At 62.1% G+C, this 17238-nt stretch carries 11 protein-coding genes; 6 read left to right on the forward strand and 5 right to left on the reverse strand.

Features of this window, described 5'->3' with window-relative positions; all coding sequences use genetic code 11:
* Positions 1 to 218: 218 nt before the first annotated feature.
* Entirely contained in the window at positions 219 to 5960 is a 5742-nt protein-coding gene (locus NE637_RS11720; RefSeq protein WP_227118813.1) for an alpha-2-macroglobulin, read from the forward strand.
* The gene (gene pbpC / locus NE637_RS11725; RefSeq protein ID WP_227118814.1) at positions 5944 to 8331 is read left to right on the forward strand and encodes a penicillin-binding protein 1C; all 2388 of its coding nucleotides are present in this window, start codon (positions 5944 to 5946) and stop codon (positions 8329 to 8331) included. Before NE637_RS11720 ends, pbpC begins: the two co-directional genes overlap by 17 nt.
* A 60-nt stretch (positions 8332 to 8391) precedes the next feature.
* On the opposite strand, the gene mutM is transcribed toward pbpC, so the two are convergent.
* The 5 genes from mutM to ffh all read right to left on the reverse strand — a co-directional run bounded on the left by mutM (position 8392) and on the right by ffh (position 12466).
* Positions 8392 to 9252 (reverse strand): bifunctional DNA-formamidopyrimidine glycosylase/DNA-(apurinic or apyrimidinic site) lyase, encoded by an 861-nt coding sequence (gene mutM, locus NE637_RS11730; RefSeq protein ID WP_227118815.1) that lies wholly within the window; start codon positions 9250 to 9252, stop codon positions 8392 to 8394.
* A 158-nt stretch (positions 9253 to 9410) separates the two neighbouring features.
* The gene (rimM, locus tag NE637_RS11735; protein WP_227118816.1) at positions 9411 to 9977 is read right to left on the reverse strand and encodes a ribosome maturation factor RimM; all 567 of its coding nucleotides are present in this window, start codon (positions 9975 to 9977) and stop codon (positions 9411 to 9413) included.
* A gap of 129 nt (positions 9978 to 10106) precedes the next feature.
* Positions 10107 to 10337, reverse strand: a complete 231-nt coding sequence (locus NE637_RS11740; protein ID WP_192113339.1) for a KH domain-containing protein — start codon at positions 10335 to 10337, stop codon at positions 10107 to 10109.
* 220 nt (positions 10338 to 10557) lie between these two features.
* Positions 10558 to 10797, reverse strand: coding sequence for a 30S ribosomal protein S16 (gene rpsP, locus NE637_RS11745; RefSeq protein ID WP_192113338.1), 240 nt, complete (start codon positions 10795 to 10797; stop codon positions 10558 to 10560).
* A gap of 124 nt (positions 10798 to 10921) precedes the next feature.
* Entirely contained in the window at positions 10922 to 12466 is a 1545-nt protein-coding gene (gene ffh, locus NE637_RS11750; protein WP_227118840.1) for a signal recognition particle protein, read from the reverse strand.
* A 395-nt stretch (positions 12467 to 12861) separates the two neighbouring features.
* Here ffh and NE637_RS11755 point away from each other — a divergent pair, with 395 nt between their 5' ends.
* The 4 genes from NE637_RS11755 to tatB all read left to right on the forward strand — a co-directional run bounded on the left by NE637_RS11755 (position 12862) and on the right by tatB (position 17185).
* Complete coding sequence (locus NE637_RS11755) at positions 12862 to 13002, forward strand: hypothetical protein (RefSeq protein WP_227118817.1); 141 nt, start codon at positions 12862 to 12864, stop codon at positions 13000 to 13002.
* Between the two features lie 155 nt (positions 13003 to 13157).
* The gene (gene guaB, locus NE637_RS11760; RefSeq protein WP_227118818.1) at positions 13158 to 14615 is read left to right on the forward strand and encodes an IMP dehydrogenase; all 1458 of its coding nucleotides are present in this window, start codon (positions 13158 to 13160) and stop codon (positions 14613 to 14615) included.
* Positions 14616 to 14926: 311 nt separating this feature from the next.
* Positions 14927 to 16462 (forward strand): glutamine-hydrolyzing GMP synthase, encoded by a 1536-nt coding sequence (gene guaA / locus NE637_RS11765; protein ID WP_227118819.1) that lies wholly within the window; start codon positions 14927 to 14929, stop codon positions 16460 to 16462.
* A gap of 9 nt (positions 16463 to 16471) precedes the next feature.
* The gene (gene tatB / locus NE637_RS11770) at positions 16472 to 17185 is read left to right on the forward strand and encodes a Sec-independent protein translocase protein TatB (protein ID WP_192113335.1); all 714 of its coding nucleotides are present in this window, start codon (positions 16472 to 16474) and stop codon (positions 17183 to 17185) included.
* Positions 17186 to 17238 lie beyond the last annotated feature (53 nt).

Genomic DNA, 17238 nt, shown 5'->3' on the forward strand with positions numbered 1-17238 from the left:
ATCAGTTACGGCCTCCCCCCGGCGCGATCTGGCAGCCCCCGCCCCTGTTTCATGACCGCCGTAGACAAATAGTGCCGAATCCGGCATTCATAGCATAGCACCTGTTAACGCGTAGCGTTAGCGGGCGCTTCCTTCATAATTCCACCTGTTTTGCAGCGCTCCGGGCCATGCGGGCACCGGATTTTCGCTCCTGCCCTTTACCGCACTGCGGAGGAATCATGCCGACAACGCCACTGCGTTTCCTGCTCATAATTCTGGCCGTTTTTCTGCAAGCCGCTCCTGCTCTGGCCGGGCCTGCCTACCGGGTGGCCGCGCCCAGCAATCCGCAGGAGGACAACTGGCTGCGCCGCGAAGGGTTTTCCATAACTTTTCAGGTGGATGAAGCCCGCTGCAAAAAAGAATACGGCGCGGACTGGTCGCGCCAATGCGCCTCTTCCCCCGCTGGGGAGGAAGGCCGCGTTGTGGATGGCGTGCGCATGACCCCACCCGTGGCTGGCGTGTGGCGCTGGGTTGACGACTCCACCATGGAATTCACCCCCAAGGAGCACTTGTCGCCCGACACCCGCTACACCATTTCGCTGGAAAAAATGGCCTTGCCGGGGCGATTCTCTCTCAAGCGACAGGCCGTGTATGCCACCCAGCCCCAGGCCGTGCGCGTTGGCAAGGAAACCTTCTGGATTGATCCCTCCCCCAAGGGGGCGCATGCGGTTTCCGTCCCCTTGCGCTTCATCTGGCCCGTGGGCACGCAGGATATGGATGGCCGCATCACTATCGCTCCCAGCGATGCAAAAAGCGGCCTTGCCCTTGGCGCGCCCCGCCTTGTGTGGAACGAACGCCGCGACGAGGTGGTCGTCACCGCGCCCGTAACCGCCCTGCCGGAAAACAACGCCGCCGCCCGCATCAGCATCAAGGGTTTGCCCGCCTTTGCCGAAGGCTCGGGCAAGTGCGTGGTTGTCGCGCCCAAGAAGGACGCCAAGGCTCCGCCGAGCGTGGAGGCCCTCTTCTCCATCACCGGGCGCGCCCGCCTGATGGATGTGGCTAAAATTACCATTAATCCCGTCTATGACGACAAGCTGGACAAAAAATTCCAGCTCGAGGTTAAAACCACCCTGCGCGTCCTGCCTACAGAACTGCTGCGCAAGCTTGAGCTTATCCAGTTGCCCCGCAAGCTCACCGCCGAAGCCGGGAAAGACGCTGACTGGACAAAAATGCCCGCCATCAGCCCTGATGACGTTAAAAACGGCACGCGCCTCAAGCCGGAGCTGATGCAGGCCGCCGATGAACCGGCAGACCGTATTTTGCTGCGCATTCCCGCAGAGGCCGGGCGCGGGCTGCTGGCTGCCGTGGACAAGGGCCTGCCCTCCACCGCAGGGCCGGAAACAGCCCAGGTTCGCCGCTTTATCATGACAGTCCCCTCCCTCGGCACCGAAGTGGGCTTTTTGCAGCCCGGCAACGTGCTGACCCTGAGCGGGCAGAAAAAGCTGGATATTTACGCCACGGGTCTTACCTCCGTGGCCTGGCGCGCCGAGCGCGTCCGCGATCCATTTCTGGCCCTTGCCGCAAAAGAATCGGGGTTTGAGTATCCCACGGCAGACATGGACGTCATGAGCGATGTGGTGGAAGGCCGCATTGAAGTACGCAAGGAACAGGCAGGCGCTTCTTCCTTTCCCGTGCTTGATCTGGCCCCGCTGCTGCGAGGCGGCAAGGAGCCGGTGCACGGGCTCATGCGCATAGAGCTGACCGGATACAACGGCGATAAATCCATTGCCTATGCTGCTCGCCTGCTGCTGGTTACAGATATGGGCCTGACGGTTAAAATGGCGGGAGACGGAGCGCGCACGGTCTTTGTGCAACATCTGGGCACTGGTCAGCCCGTGCAGGGCGCGGAAGTGCGTCTGCTGGGCCTTAACGGTTTGCCCCTGCAAAGCGCCGTCACCAACGCGCAGGGCCGCGCCGACCTGCCGCCCGCCAATGGCCTTGAACGCGAAAAACGCCCCGTGGCCGTGGTGGCTCTGGCCCCCGCAGCCGGGAAAACCGCCGATGCGGCCAAAGACGCTGGCCCGCAGGATCTGGCGTGGCTCTCGCTGGACGATGCCACCCGCATGGTGGATTACAGCAACTTTGCCATTTCTGGCCGCCACACCTCGGCGGATGGCCTCAGCGCCTCGGTTTTCAGCCAGCGCGGCATCTACCTGCCGGGCGAGACCCTGCATTTTGGCTGCATTGTGCGGCGGTTTGACTGGCAACCCATGCCCGCCGGGCTGCCGCTGGAGGCAGTGCTGGTCAGCCCCACCGGGGCGGAGGTCATGCGCCGCGCCTTTACCGTGGGCGAAGACGGTCTAAATTCTTTTGACTGGGCCTGCCCCGAAGATGCAGCCGTTGGCTCATACCAGCTGGATGTGCGCCTGCCGGGGGACACTACCCGATCCGGCGCTTCGCCCGTGCTGGGCAGCACCCGTGTACGCGTTGAAGAATTCCAGCCCGACACTCTGGCCCTTGCGGCCTCGTTTACGCCCGCAGCGCCCAAGGGCTGGATACGCACCGGGCAGGACGCTCCGGCCGTGGAAGCGCAGGCGCGGCTGGATAATCTGTATGGCGAACCTGCGGCCAATCACCGCGTTCAAGCGACCCTGCGCACGGAAAAAAGCCGCCTGCACTTTGCAGGCTACGAAGACTATACATTCTATGAGCCTGCGGGCTTTGAAGGCGAAGGCCAGTCTCTGGAACTGCCTGCGGCCTTTACCGACAGCAAGGGCATAGCCGCCTTTGCCCTGCCTCTGGGCAGGTTGCAGGCCGGTACCCTGCGCGGGGCCGTGCAGATAGAAGGCTTTGAGCCTGCGGGCGGCAGGGCTGTTACCCGCCAGCTTGATGCGCTGTTCTCGCCTCTGGCGGTGGCACTTGGCTACAAGCCCGAAGGCGAGGTCAACAACCTTGACTATATCCCGCAAAACGCCAAGGCCTCCCTGCGCCTGCTGGTGCTGAACAACGACCTTGCGCCTGTCACGCTTGCCAAGGCCGAAGCAGTCTTTTCCGCCCGGCGCTACGTCAACAGCCTGGTGACGGATTCCAGAGGCGAATACCGCTACGATGCCACGCCCGTTGATACGGAACTGACGCGCAAAACCCTTGATCTCGGCGCGCAGGGCCTCTCCCTGCCCTTGCCCACCACGGATGCGGGCGATTTTCTGCTCACCGTGCGGCAGCCGGACGGGGCCGTGCTGGCGGTCATTCCCTACACGGTGGCTGGCGACAGGCTTGCCCAGCCTTCGGCACTTTCCACCGAATCCCTTGCCAAGGGCGATCTGCGCCTCAAGCTCGACAAGCAGCAGTACGCCCCCGGCGACACCATCAAGATGCGCATTTCCACGCCCTATGCGGGCGCAGGCCTCATCACCATTGAACGCGAAAACGTGCTGGCTCAGGCATGGTTCACGGCGCAGGCTGGTGAAAGCGTGCAGGAAATCCGCATTCCCGCCGATTTTCAGGGTCGGGGCTACGTGAACGTTTCCTACGCCCGTTCGCTGGATTCGGACGTGGTCTACATGAAACCGCATGTGGTCGCCGTGGCTCCCTTTATGGCGGGCATTGACCAGCGCGATCTGGGCCTTGCCCTCACCGCCCCGGCGCGCGCCTTGCCGGGCGATACCGTCACCGTGCGGCTTACCTCACGGGTGCCGGGCCGCGCACTGATCTTTGCCGTGGATGAAGGCGTGCTGCAACTCACTGGCTTTACCACGCCAGACCCGTTGCGCGATCTTTTGGGCGACCGGGCGCTGGATGTGAGCACCGCCCAGATATTTGACCTGCTCATGCCCGACCATGCGCGCCTGCGCGGGCGCATTCCCGGTTTCGGCGGCGACATGTCCGGCCCCGGCGGGCGCTTCCTCAATCCTTTCAAACGCAGGGGAGAGCCGCCCTTTGCCCTGTGGCAGGAAATTGTGTCCGTGGACGCCAAGGGTACTGAGGTGCGCTTTACCGTGCCGCAGTATGCCAGCGGCAAAATCCGCATCATGGCCGTGGGCAGCGCCGCGCCCAGGCAGGGCATTGCCCTGGCGGGCAGAACAGAGGCTTCCATGGAAGTGCGCGGCACGCTTATTCTCAAGCCCTTGCTGCCGCTGGCAGCCGCCCCCGGCGACGAGTTTGACGGCGCGCTGGTTGTGGCCAACACCATTGAAGGCAGCGGCCCCGGCGCGCGGGTGCGCGTGAAGATGGAAAGCGCCTCCGGCGGGCTGGCCTTTGCTCAGGAACCCGCACCCCAAACCGTGACCGTGGATGAAAACGGCGAGGCAACCATCAACTTCCGCATGCGGGCGCAGGATATCCTTGGCGAAGCCGCCGTGCGCTTTACCGCGAGCCTTGAAAACTCCAAGGCAGACAAAGCCGGGCCAGACAACATCGGGGCAGACAAGCCCATCATTCGCACGCAGACGGTATCCATACGCCCGCCCATGCCGCGTCTGCGCACGGAGAGCGTTACCCCGCTGCGCGGCCCCACAAGCGTTGACGTGCAGCGCAACCTGTATCCTTTTGAAGCTCAGGGGCAGGCCAGCGTGGGCGCTATGCCCGTGCTTGCCCTGCGTTCCCTGCTTGCAAGGTTGAACACCTACCCATACGGCTGCACGGAGCAGCTCATCAGCCGAGCCATGCCCTACGCCGCCCTGCTGGGTTCGCCCGAGGCACGGCACGAGGTCTTGCGCAATCCCAACCTCAGCCCCGAAGCCATGCTCAAGCGCGGCAACAAGGTCATCAGCGCCGCATTGAGCGCCATCATGGGCAACTTTACCCAGTATGAAGGGGTAAGCCTGTGGCCCGGCGGCACGGCCAACGACTTTGTCACCGCCTACGCGGCGGACTTTCTGCTGACCCTGCGGGACAGCGGAACCGTCACGCCCGAGGGGCTTTCGCACAACCTGCTCGATACCCTTGAATCCATTGTGGGCCGCTCGCCCACAGACATGGCCGATGCCCGCGTCAAGCTCTACGGGGCCTGGATTCTGCAACGTGATGGCCGCATCATGACTCAGGATCTGGAGCGCATCGAGCAGTGGCTCAAGGACAACTTCAAGGGATGGGAAAACGACATAGCCGCCGCCTTTCTGGCGGACAGCTACGATATGCTGCGCCTGCGGCGCAGGGCCGAACAGCGCATGCCTGCGGCACTCACCCGCTGCGATGACGAATTCATGAGCAATGGCGCAGTCCAGGCGCTGCATGCCCTTATGGTGGTGCGTCACTTCCCGGAAAAGAAAAAACAACTGCGCATGGCCGGCCTGCTGGACAGCGCCTTCAGCACCAACGCCACCACTGTGGATATGGGCCTTGGGGCCAGAACCCTGCTGGCCATGGGTGAAGCAACAGCCCTTAAGGCGGACAGCCTCAGCCTGACCTGCCAGCAGTACGCGCAGGGCTTTACCCCGGCAGAGGGCAAGGCGTCGCCCCTTGGCGGAGCGCTTGTTCTTGATGCGCCGGGCTGCACCCGCTACCACGTCGAAATGCCGCAGGGCGAGCCATTGCTCAGCCTGCTGGTAACTACAGAAGGTTTTGACCGCGCGGTCATGAGCGATGCTTCCAATGGCATCAGCCTGCAAAGGCGCTACCTTGATTCCAAAGGCGAGGCCATTACCACGGCCAGACTTGGTGATGTCATCACTGTTGAGCTGGCGATTCAGGCCAGCGGAGAAATCAACAACGTTGTGTTGCTGGATCTGCTGCCCGGCGGCTTTGAACCCGTGCTGGAAAAGAACGGGCAAAATCAGCCGCAGGACGGGCTGGTGCGCTACGAACGCCGCGAAGACAGAGGCATCTTCTTTGTGGATCTGAACGGCGACCGCCAGACCTTTACCTACAAGGTGCGGGCGGCCTCCAGAGGGCGCTTTGTGCTGCCCGCAGCCACTGCGGAAGCCATGTACAACCCGGCTGTAAACGCCCGCACGGGCGGCGGTAATGTCACTGTCGAATAAGCTTCTGGCCCGGTTCCGTATGGCTTTGCCGCTTGTGCGGAACCGGGCTGCCCATATGCCAGACGCCTTCTGCGCCCTGTTGCGGCGCAGAAGGCGTCTGGCGCTTGCCGCAGGCGTGCTGGCTCTGCCGCTAGCGGCTCTTTTGCTCTGGCTGGCCTTTGCTCCCTGCCCTCACCCGCTGGTGGGGGTGGAGTTCTCGCGCATGGTGCTGGACAAACGCGGCGGCATCATGCGGGTCAGCCTTTCCGCCGATCAGAAATACCGCATCCGCACACGGCTGGCGGACATCCCCCCTGCTGCCGTGGACACCGTTTTGCGCTACGAAGACAGATTCTTCTGGCACCACCCCGGCATCAATCCCCTTTCGCTCTTCCGTGCTGCCGCAGGCATCGTGATGGGTGGCCGCCGCATGGGCGGCTCCACCATCACCATGCAGGTGGCCCGGCTGGCATACGGGCTGGAAACCGGGAAAATGGGGGCAAAACTGCGGCAGATGCTGCTGGCTCTGCAACTGGAATGGCACTATAGCAAGGAAGAAATCCTCGAGGCCTACTTCAATCTTGCACCCTATGGCGGCAATGTGGAGGGTCTGGGAGCGGCGGCGGTGTGCTATTTTCACAAAACAGCCGCCCAGCTTGCCCCTGCGGAAAGCGCCGCCCTTATGCTGGTGCCGCAAAACCCCTCCCGCCGCAGACCGGCCCGCGACAACAAGGCCTTCAGCCAGGCCGTGCGCAGGCTCAACGAAACGTGGTTCGGCAAAAAGGAATCCGCTCCTCTGCGCGTCTACAGCCCGCAGGACATGCCCTTCATCGCGCCTCATCTCAGCACCGAGCTGCTGCAACGCCCCGGCGCAGACATACTGCGCACAACGCTGGATACCACGGCCCAACGCCGCATAGAGCGCCAGCTTGCCCGTTTTGCAGCGCGGCACAGTGCATACGGCCTCACCAACTGCGCGGCCCTGCTGCTGCACTGGCCCAGTATGGAAGTGCGTGCCCTGGCAGGATCCGCCGATTTTTTCAACAAATCCATCGAAGGGCAAGTGGACGGCACTCGCGCGCGGCGGTCGCCCGGTTCCACCCTCAAGCCCATGATCTACGCCCTTGCTCTGGAGCAGGGCCTCGTCCATCCGCAAAGTCTGCTGGCAGACACGCCGCACAGCTTTGCAGGCTATGATCCGGAAAATTATGACGGCGCATTCCGTGGCCCCCTTTCTGCAGCAGAAGCCCTGCGTGCCAGCCGCAACGTTCCCGCCATAACCCTCGCAGCCAAACTGACCCGCCCGAGCCTGTACGAATTTTTGCGCCGCGCCGGAGTGGAGTTTGCCGATGGCGCAGACCACTACGGTCTGTCGCTGGTGCTTGGCGGGGCGGAAGTGAGCATGCGTGAACTGGCGGGGCTGTATGCCATGCTTGCCAACAAGGGCGTATGGCGGCCCCTGCGTTTTCTATCGGACGAAGCGCCGTCAGCGCCCGCCCTGCCCCTGCTGACGCCGGAGGCGGCTTTTGTGACCCTGACCATGCTTGAAGCGCCAGACCCGGACAAGATGGCCCGCTCGCAGGGCGGCGCAGTGCTGCCCGTGCGGCTTAAAACCGGCACGTCCAACGGCTTTCGGGATGCCTGGGCCGTGGGGCAGTTCGGCCCCTACGTGCTGGCCGTGTGGGTGGGCAATTTCAACAATACCGCCAATCCACTGCTGGTGGGCGGCATGGTGGCAGCGCCGCTGTTTATGGATATGGCCCGCGAGCTGGCGGCGGCGGAACCCATGACAGACCCTTTCCGCGATCCGGCCCCCAGCCTCAATGTGGAAAAACTGCGCGTCTGCGTGGCAACGGGCGACCTTGATACGTCCCTCTGCCCGGAAACCACCCTCACATGGTTCATCCCCGGAGTGTCGCCGGTAGCGCCGTCGGGCGTGTTCCGCACCATCCTGATAGACAAGGCCAGCGGTCTGCGGGCATGCGCCCCGCAGGATGGCCGCACGGAGCAGCGCGTATGGGAGTTCTGGCCCAGCGATCTGGCCCGCATGTTTGCCCGCGCGGGCATGCCCAAACCGCCGCCACCGCCATTTGAAGAGCAGTGTCGCCGCGAGCAGAAAATATCCGGTCAGCCGCCCACCATCATTCAGCCCAAGAGCGGACTTGTTTACCGCCGCACAGCGGACGCGCAAAATGGCAGCATGGTTTTTATGGCCCATGCCGAGGCAGGCGTGAACGAACTGTTCTGGTTTGCCAACGATAGCTATGTGGGCAGCACCGCACCGGGCGAACCGCTGCTCTGGCAGGCCACTACAGGCGATGTGAGCGTGAGGGTGGTGGACGATGCGGGCCGGGCTGCACGGCGCAATATTCGCGTGAGACCTGCTCCCTAGGGGCGGGTAGTCTGACGGTCGGCAGTGTTGCGGGGGAAAAAAGCAACTGCTCGCAAACCGCTACTTCTGGCAGTGGGGGCAGTACACGGTGGCGCGGCCCGCCACCTTGATTTTCTCAAGAGCGCGGCCACAGGCCTTGCAGGCCTGCCCGTTGCGGCCATAGACGGCAAAGCTGTTCTGAAAAGCGCCCACATTACCGTTGGCATCGCGGTAATCGCGTATGGAGCTGCCGCACTGCGATATGGAAAGCTCCAGCACATCCTTGAGGCAGCGCAGCAAGCGGCTACGCTGGGCTGCGGAGAGCGAGGCGGCCTTGCGGCGCGGGTCGATGCCTGCGGCAAACAGGCTTTCGTCCGCATAGATATTGCCCACGCCCGCTATGACCTTCTGATCCAGCAACACGGCCTTGATGGCCGAATTTTTGCTGTCAAGCCGGGCGGAAAAGGCGGCGTCCGTCAGTTCCAGCGGCTCGGGGCCAAGCTCCCGCCAGAAGCTCCACTGCTGCATTGTTTGCGGGGTTCCTGCCAGCAGCAGGCCAAAGGCCCGCACATCATCAAAAAAAAGACGGCGTTCCTGCCCCTGCGCGTCCGTCAGGTCAAACACGCAGCGCGTATGCGGGCCAGGCGCGGTGTGGGCTGCATAGGTCATGAGGCGGCCCGTCATGCGCAGGTGCAGGGCAAGGCGCAGACCGGTTGCGCCGCGCAGGTCTGCCCTGGCAGCCTTGGCGGCGTCCAGTTCAAGCAGCAGCAGTTTGCCGCGCCTGCTCACGCCAGTGATGACGCAGCCCCGCAAATCCTCGGGCCGCAGGCTCAGGGGGTGCAGGCTTGAATCACGCAGCAGGGTTGCGCCCGTGATGGCGCAGCCTTCCACATGGGGGCGCAAGGTGCGCGCCACAGTTTCGACTTCTGGCAATTCCGGCATGATCATTCCTGTGTGCGGCTGGCGGTGCGTAAACGACTACAGGGGAAGAACCTTCCGCCGAAAGTTCCTCCCCCGTTCCTGTGCGGCTCATGCCGCGCAATCAAATCTTGCCCGCCAGAGCAGCAGAAAACCTTGCGGCGCACAGCCTGCGCCGTGCCTTAACTGTTTTCTGTATTGTCCTCTGGCTTGCTTTCGGCCTTGCTTTCGGCAAGATAAATATCCAGCAGGCCTTCAGGCGGGTCAATGACCACAGCGGGAATTTCCAGATCAAAACCCGCAATAAATTCAGGCCGCGCGGGGAAGAGCACTTCCTTGTCGTCATCGGTCATGATGACCCACATTTCAAGGCCCGCGGGGTACTCAAAATGGTCGAGCCTGCCGATGCGGGCACCATCCGGCAGCACCACGTCGCAGTCGAGCAGATCTTCCAGATAGACCTCGTCGTCATCTGGCTCCGGCAGATCTTCGCGCCGCACAAACAGCTTGCAGCCGCGCAGGGCTTCTGCCGCTGTGCGGTCGGCCACGCCTTCAAGCAGGAGCAGGGGCCGCTCCTTGTGGCTGCGCACAGCCGCAATCTTGACACGGCGCGGCGCGTCCTTGCCCTTCTGCAGCCAGAGGGGGGTATCCAAAAGCAAGGGGGAGTCCGCATGCCAGTCGATGCAGATCTCCCCTTTGATGCCGTGGGGCCGCGCCAGCGTACCCATATGAATCCAGGTTTCCGTCATACTTCCAGTTCTGCCGGGTTTCCGGCGGGCTGAGGCGTAACTGCAATGCCAGGCATTGCAGCAGGCGGAACCGGGTTTTTCCCATTCCCCGTTTCCGTCAGGAAACAAAGGCCTGGAAAGAACGCGGCGCTACTCCAGAATTTCCAGCACTGTGCGTTTTTTACACTTGATGGAAGCGGCGCTCAGAATGGTGCGCATGGCCCTGGCCGTGCGCCCCTGCTTGCCGATAACCTTGCCCAGGTCCTCTTTGGCGACCTTGAGCTCAAGAACCGTCGTCTGCTCGCCTTCTACTTCGCTGACTTGCACTTCTTCGGGATTATCCACCAGGGATTTGGCAATGTATTCTATCAGGGCCTTCATGTGTACCTCCAGTGGGGGTCAGCCCGTGGGCCTCGGGCGCGCCAAGCGCGCCCCCGGCTCAAACGGGGCCTGCTTGCAGACCACCGCCGGTTCTGATGAACCGGGACAGATATTGCCCGAGCTTTCCCAAAAAACAGCCAGCAGCAAAGTTCTCCTTCAGGGCATGCCTGAAAGAGATTTGCCGTAGGCTCTGCGCTGCCGCAAAGATAAGCCCAATAAACTAGCCCAGGTGCTCTTTGATAAGAGCGCGCACGGTGTTGGTGGGCTCAGCGCCGCGACCCAGCCATTCCTTGATCTTGGCGGCATCAAGCTTCACTTCAGCCGGATTGACCATGGGATTGTAGTAGCCCAGGAATTCCAGCGGACGGCCATCACGACGGGTTTCGTCATTTGCGGCCACCACACGGTAGAAGGGGTGCTTCTTGCTGCCGAGGCGGGTCAATTTCAACTTTACTGCCATGAGTCCAACTCCCTTTGATTGATGTTATGTTAGCGTTGCGCCCGGGAAAGGGCAAGGGCGGGAAGCCCTGGCGCAAAGAGATTCATCGCCGCGCGTGGCGGCGCTCCTTGCCCCGTAAATATTGTTACTTTTTCTTGCGCTTGGGGCGCTCTTTTTTCTTGCGCTTTTTGGGCGCAGCCTTGGTTGCGCCAGCGCGAGCGCCGGGCATACCTTCCATGCCGGGCATTCCAGGCATTCCACCCATTCCCGGCATGCCGGGCATTCCGCCCATGCCGCCAAGATTAGGCATACCGCCAAGCCCCTTGGGCAGGTTCATGCCTGGGGGCATGCCGCGCATGCGCGGCATGGCGGGCATTTTGGCGCCCTTGCCGCCCATCATGCCCTTCATCATCTGGCGCATCTGCTCAAACTGGCGCACAAGCTGGTTGACCTGGGCGACAGTTACGCCTGCGCCCTTTGCTATGCGCGCCCTGCGGCTGCCGTTGAGGATGTCGGGATTGCGGCGTTCAGCCATGGTCATGGAACTGATGATAGCCTCAGTGCGCGCCATTTCCTTTTCAGGCATGGCCCCGCTGGCCTCGGCCAGCTTGTCGCGCAGGCCGCCCATGCCGGGGATCATTTTAAGGATGCTGTCGAGCGAGCCGAGTTTTTTTATACGGCGCATCTGAGTGCGAAAATCTTCAAGATCAAAGCTGGCCTTCTTCATCTTGAGGGCCAGTTCTTCGGCTTCTTCTGCGTTGATGGCGCTCTGCGCCTTTTCAACCAGGGTGAGCACATCGCCCATGCCAAGGATGCGGCCAGCGATACGGTCGGGGTGGAAGACTTCCATCTCCGACAGTTTTTCGCCCATGCCCACAAACTTGACAGGCGCGCCCGTAACCGAGCGGATGGAGAGAGCAGCGCCGCCGCGCGCATCGCCGTCCATCTTGGTGAGCACAACGCCGGTGATGCCGAGGCGCTCGTTAAAGCTTTCGGCCACGGTCACGGCGTCCTGACCGGTCATGGCGTCTGCAACAAACAGAATTTCCTGCGGCTGCACGGCCTGCTTGATGGCGGCCAGCTCCTGCATGAGCGGCTCGTCCACATGCAGGCGGCCCGCAGTGTCGATCAGCAGCACGGTGGCCTGCTCTTCGCGGGCTTTTTCAAGCGCGGCCTTGGCAATGTCCACGGGATTCATGTCCACCGTGGAGGGGAAGCAAGGCATGTCGAGCTGCTTGGCCAGCACGGTCAGCTGGTCAATAGCCGCAGGGCGATACACGTCGGCAGGCACAAGATAGGGGCGCAGCTTCTGCTTGCGCAGAATATTGGCGATCTTGCCCGCAGAGGTCGTTTTACCAGAGCCCTGCAAGCCCACAAGCATGATGACCGCAGGTTCGCGCCCTTGCAGATTCAGCCCGGCGGTTTCGCCGCCAAGCAGCTGCACAAGTTCATCGTTAACAATCTTGATGACTTGCTGGGCAGGGCTCACGCCCTTGAGCACCTCTTGCCCCAGGCACTTTTCGCGCACGCTTTCCACAAAGTCTTTAACGACCTTGAAGTTGACGTCCGCCTCAAGCAGGGCAAGGCGCACCTCGCGCAGGCCAGCCTGCACATTTTCTTCGGTAAGCTGCCCGCGCCCGCTGAATGTGCGGAATACGCCTGAAAGTCTGTCGGAAAGGCTCTCGAACATGAAGTCCCCATTGCGCCGCAGCCTCGCGGCGAAAAAATCGGCGCTCTCGCGCCCGCCCTGCGCCAGCCGCTGTTCACACAGTGCAGCCGCGCATTGGTCGAAGTGCTGATTCATAGGCTGTTTGATGCACCACGTCAAGCCTTAGGCGCAGAATGCCCGCGCGAAGCCCGGCTTTTCAGAGGGCCGCCTGCTGAGCCGCACCATACAACACACGGCGGGCCTCTTGCAAATTTTCGCTAAAAGCTGTACGCCGCCAGCACCCCATTGAACTACAGCAGAGCGCCACGCCCTGCCGCAATTCAATGCTACCAGCCGCGCCACACTGTGGTATACTGCGGCATACCCAAGCGGATTGACACAAAAACCAGTAGCCAAGGGCGCAGTACCGCCCTTACATGCCTCTGATTTCTGGTCGCGCTGACTTTACCTTCACCCAGCGGCGCACACACGATTGCCTGCTGACGCGCCCCGCCAAGTCGGCTTTGCACAGCCAGCACAAGCACCGCCCGGACGTAAAGCACGCCTTCATGCTTTAGCGCTGAAACCGCCACCGGCAGGAATATCCCGCGTACCCGCTGCCCCTTGAAACACAAGGGCTGGCGAGCGCTGCCATCATTGACATATGGGGCACAAGGGGATAGTCTTTTGGATTATAATTTGCATAATTATCACAGCCAATTACGAGGACGTCATGTTCACCAATCGCGGTAAGGCGCTGACCTTCGACGACATTTTGCTAGTCCCCGGCTTTTCGGACATCACCCCCGACGCCGTTGACATCTCCACCTGGCTCACCCCCGAAATTCCCCTGCGCATCCCCCTGCTCTCCGCCGCCATGGACACCGTGACTGAAGCGGCTATGGCCATTTCCATGGCCCGCATGGGCGGCATCGGCATCATCCATAAGAACATGCCTGTTGCGCGGCAGCGTCTTGAGGTGGAAAAGGTCAAGAAGAGCGAAAGCGGCATGATCCTTGACCCTGTGACCATTTCGCCCAACAACACCGTGCAGGAAGCCCTGGACCTCATGTCCGACTTCCGCGTGTCGGGCTTGCCCGTGGTTGAGGATGGCCGCCTGGTAGGCATTCTTACCAACCGCGACGTGCGCTTTGTGCAGGACGGCGCGGCAGTGCGCGTTTCTGAAGTGATGACCAGCACCAACCTCGTGACGGTGCCCATGGGCACCTCGCTTGAAGAATCCAAGCGTCACCTGCACGAACACCGCATCGAAAAGCTCCTGGTGGTAGATGAGGAAGGCCTCTTGCGCGGCCTCATCACCATGAAGGACATCGACAAAGTCCAGAAGTACCCCAACGCCTGCAAAGACTCCAACGGTCGCCTGCGCGTGGGTGCCGCCATCGGCATCGGGCGCGACTGCGAATCACGTTCCGAGCAGTTGATCGAGGCTGGCGCGGACGTGCTGGTGCTCGATTCTGCCCACGGGCATTCGGTCAACGTGCTCAACGCCATCCGCATGGTCAAGGGCGCGTTCCCCAACTGCCAGCTCGTGGCAGGCAACGTTGCCACTTACGAAGGCGCCAAGGCCATTCTTGAGGCAGGCGCTGATTCCGTCAAAATCGGCATCGGACCCGGCTCCATCTGCACCACCCGCATTGTGGCTGGCGTGGGCGTGCCGCAGGTTACCGCCATTATGGACGGCAGCCGCGCCGCGCGCGAGATGGACCGCTGCTGCATTGCCGACGGCGGCATCAAGTTCTCCGGCGATATCGTCAAGGCCCTTGTGGTTGGCGCGCACTCGGTGATGATCGGCTCCCTCTTTGCCGGCACCGAGGAAAGCCCCGGCGAAACCATTCTGTATCAGGGCCGTACCTACAAAATTTATCGCGGCATGGGTTCCATTGACGCCATGAAGGATGGCAGCTCTGACCGCTACTTCCAGGAAAAGAGCAAGAAGCTCGTGCCTGAAGGCATTGTTGGCCGCGTGCCTTATCGCGGCCCGGTCATGGAAGCCGTGTACCAGCTCATGGGCGGCCTGCGCTCCGGCATGGGCTATGTGGGCGCGCACAACCTGAACAACCTTTTTGAAAACACCACCTTCTGTGAAATTTCACCTGCGGGCCTGCGCGAAAGCCATGTCCACGATGTTGTTATCACGAAGGAAGCGCCGAACTACCGCATCGAGAACTAGGCAATACCGCTGCCAGCGGTCTTTTGCCCTCCGGCGGCATGAGATTTCGCCTGCTTTTCCGGCAACGTGCCGCTAAAGCACTAGCCGAAAAAGCAGGCGCGTCTTGTTTGGCGGAGAACAAAAATCCCGCGGCAACACAAGCGGAAATAGCAGCGGCTCCCAAAGCCGTAGATAGCCCACAGGCCCCGGCATCACGACCATCGGGCAAAAGATCAGAAAAAGATCAGGCGAACGATCAGGAGCAAGATCAACCGGGCGCGCAGTAGCGGCGCACAGCAACAGGCCACGGCCAGCACCAGGCGAGGACACATATGCCCAGCAAAGTCATAATTATTGACTACGGCTCACAGGTTACCCAGCTCATCGCGCGCCGCGTGCGCGAAGCCGGGGTTTACTCCGAAATACATTCCTGCATCACCACCGCTGCCCAGGTGGCGGCAATGAAGCCTTCCGCCGTCATCCTTTCCGGTGGCCCGGCCAGCGTGGGCGAAGCCGATGCTCCGGTTCTTGACCCCGGTTTTCTTGAGCTTGGCGTGCCGGTGCTCGGCATATGCTACGGCATGCAGCTGCTGGCCCGGAATCTTGGCGGCCAGCTTGCCCAGTCGCTCACGCGCGAATACGGCCCCTCCGACCTTACCCTCACCGCGCCCTGCGCCCTGTGGGAAGGCATTGAATCCACCAGTCGCGTGTGGATGAGCCACGGCGACAAGGTACTTGCGCCGCCGCCAGGCTTTACCGTGACGGGCCGCACGCCGACTCTGGATGTGGCCGCTATGGCTGACGAAGCCCGCAAAATCTACGCCGTGCAGTTCCACCCCGAAGTGCACCACAGTGTGGACGGCGAGCGCATGCTGCGCAACTTCCTGTTCAAGGTTGCGGGCATCAAGCCCGACTGGACCATGTCTTCGTTTGTGGAGCGCGTGGTTGCCGAAATGGCCGAACAGGTGGGCGACCGCCACGTGGTATGCGCCCTTTCCGGCGGCATTGATTCTACCGTGGTGGCCGTGCTGCTCAACAAGGCCATCGGCAAGCGTCTGCACTGCATCTTTGTGGATAACGGCCTGCTGCGCCTTGGCGAAGGCGACGAAGTAGTCAGCTACCTGCGCGAACACTTTGACCTCAACCTCGACTTTGTGCAGGCGCAGGAACGTTTTCTTTCCAAACTTGCGGGCGTGGATGACCCCGAAAAGAAGCGCAAGATCATCGGCCACACCTTCATTGAAATTTTCGACGAAGAAGCCAAAAAGCTGCCGCAGGTGGACTTTTTGGCGCAGGGCACCCTGTACCCTGACGTAATCGAATCCATCTCGCACAAGGGTCCCAGCGCCGTCATCAAGAGCCACCACAACGTGGGCGGCCTGCCCGACACCATGAAGCTCAAGCTCATCGAGCCCCTGCGCGAACTCTTCAAGGACGAAGTGCGCAAGGTCGCCGCAGAGCTTGGCATGCCCGACTCCATCGTGTGGCGGCATCCCTTCCCCGGCCCCGGCCTCGCCATCCGCGTACTTGGCGAAATCACCGAAGAACGCCTCCAGATTTTGCGCCTGGCCGACAAAATCGTGCAGCAGGAACTGCGCGAATCCGGCTGGTACCGCAAGGTGTGGCAGGGCTTTGCCGTGTTGCTGCCGCTCAAGACCGTTGGCGTCATGGGCGATGGCCGCACCTACGAGCATGTTATCGCCCTGCGCGTAGTCGACAGCGTGGACGCCATGACCGCTGACTGGGCGCGCCTGCCTGCGGAACTGATCGAGCGCATGTCGAGCCGCATCATCAACGAGGTCAAGGGCGTCAACCGCGTGGTATACGACGTTTCTTCCAAGCCGCCGAGCACAATTGAGTGGGAATAAGGGGGCAGCATGTTCGGGATAGGAAGCACTGAACTTCTGGTCATCCTTGTGGTGGCCCTCATTGTACTTGGCCCCAAAAGCCTTGCCAACGTGTCGCGCACGCTGGGCAAGGCCATGGGCGAGTTCCGCCGCGTATCCACAGACTTTCAGCGCACGCTGAATGCTGAGGCCGAGGAAGAGGAACAACGCAAGCGCAAGCAGGAAGCCGCCAGAGCGGCGAAAGAAGCTGCCGCCGCCGCCAAGGAAGCCCGCGCCGCCGAAATGGCCGCCGCTGCCGCAGCGGCAACCGAGGGCCAGCCTGCCGCAACTACAACGGCTCAGGCTGACAATATTCCGGCCTCAGAGGCGGTTATTGACGCCACTGCTACCCGGCCTGCCGCCGATGCGGGGCAGAACACAGCCACGGCAACGAACGAAGCGGCTCAGCCCGAGGCCCCAAAGCCCACGGTTGCGGACGCTCCTGTTGTTGACGCGCCGGTTGCCGAAGCTCCGGTTGTCGAAGCAGCCCACGCCGCAGAGGCCAAGGCCGAAGCCCAGCCTGTCGCGGGCACGGCAGCGTCCGCCGAAGGGGCAGCCCCTGTTGCTCCGCCTGCTGGCAGCCCGCTGGCTGAAGCCCTTGCCAAAACAAAGGCCGAGGCAGAAGCCGCGGAAGCCAAGCTGGCATCCGCTTCCACGGGCGCGCCTCAGGCCGTTGCCACCCCTGACAATGGCGGCAAAGCATGAGTGCGGATAAACCCTTGAGCCCCGAGGTGGCCGCATCCCCGTCTGCCCCTGAG

The sequence above is a fragment of the Desulfovibrio desulfuricans genome (assembly GCF_024460775.1).
Lineage (GTDB): Bacteria > Desulfobacterota > Desulfovibrionia > Desulfovibrionales > Desulfovibrionaceae > Desulfovibrio > Desulfovibrio desulfuricans_E.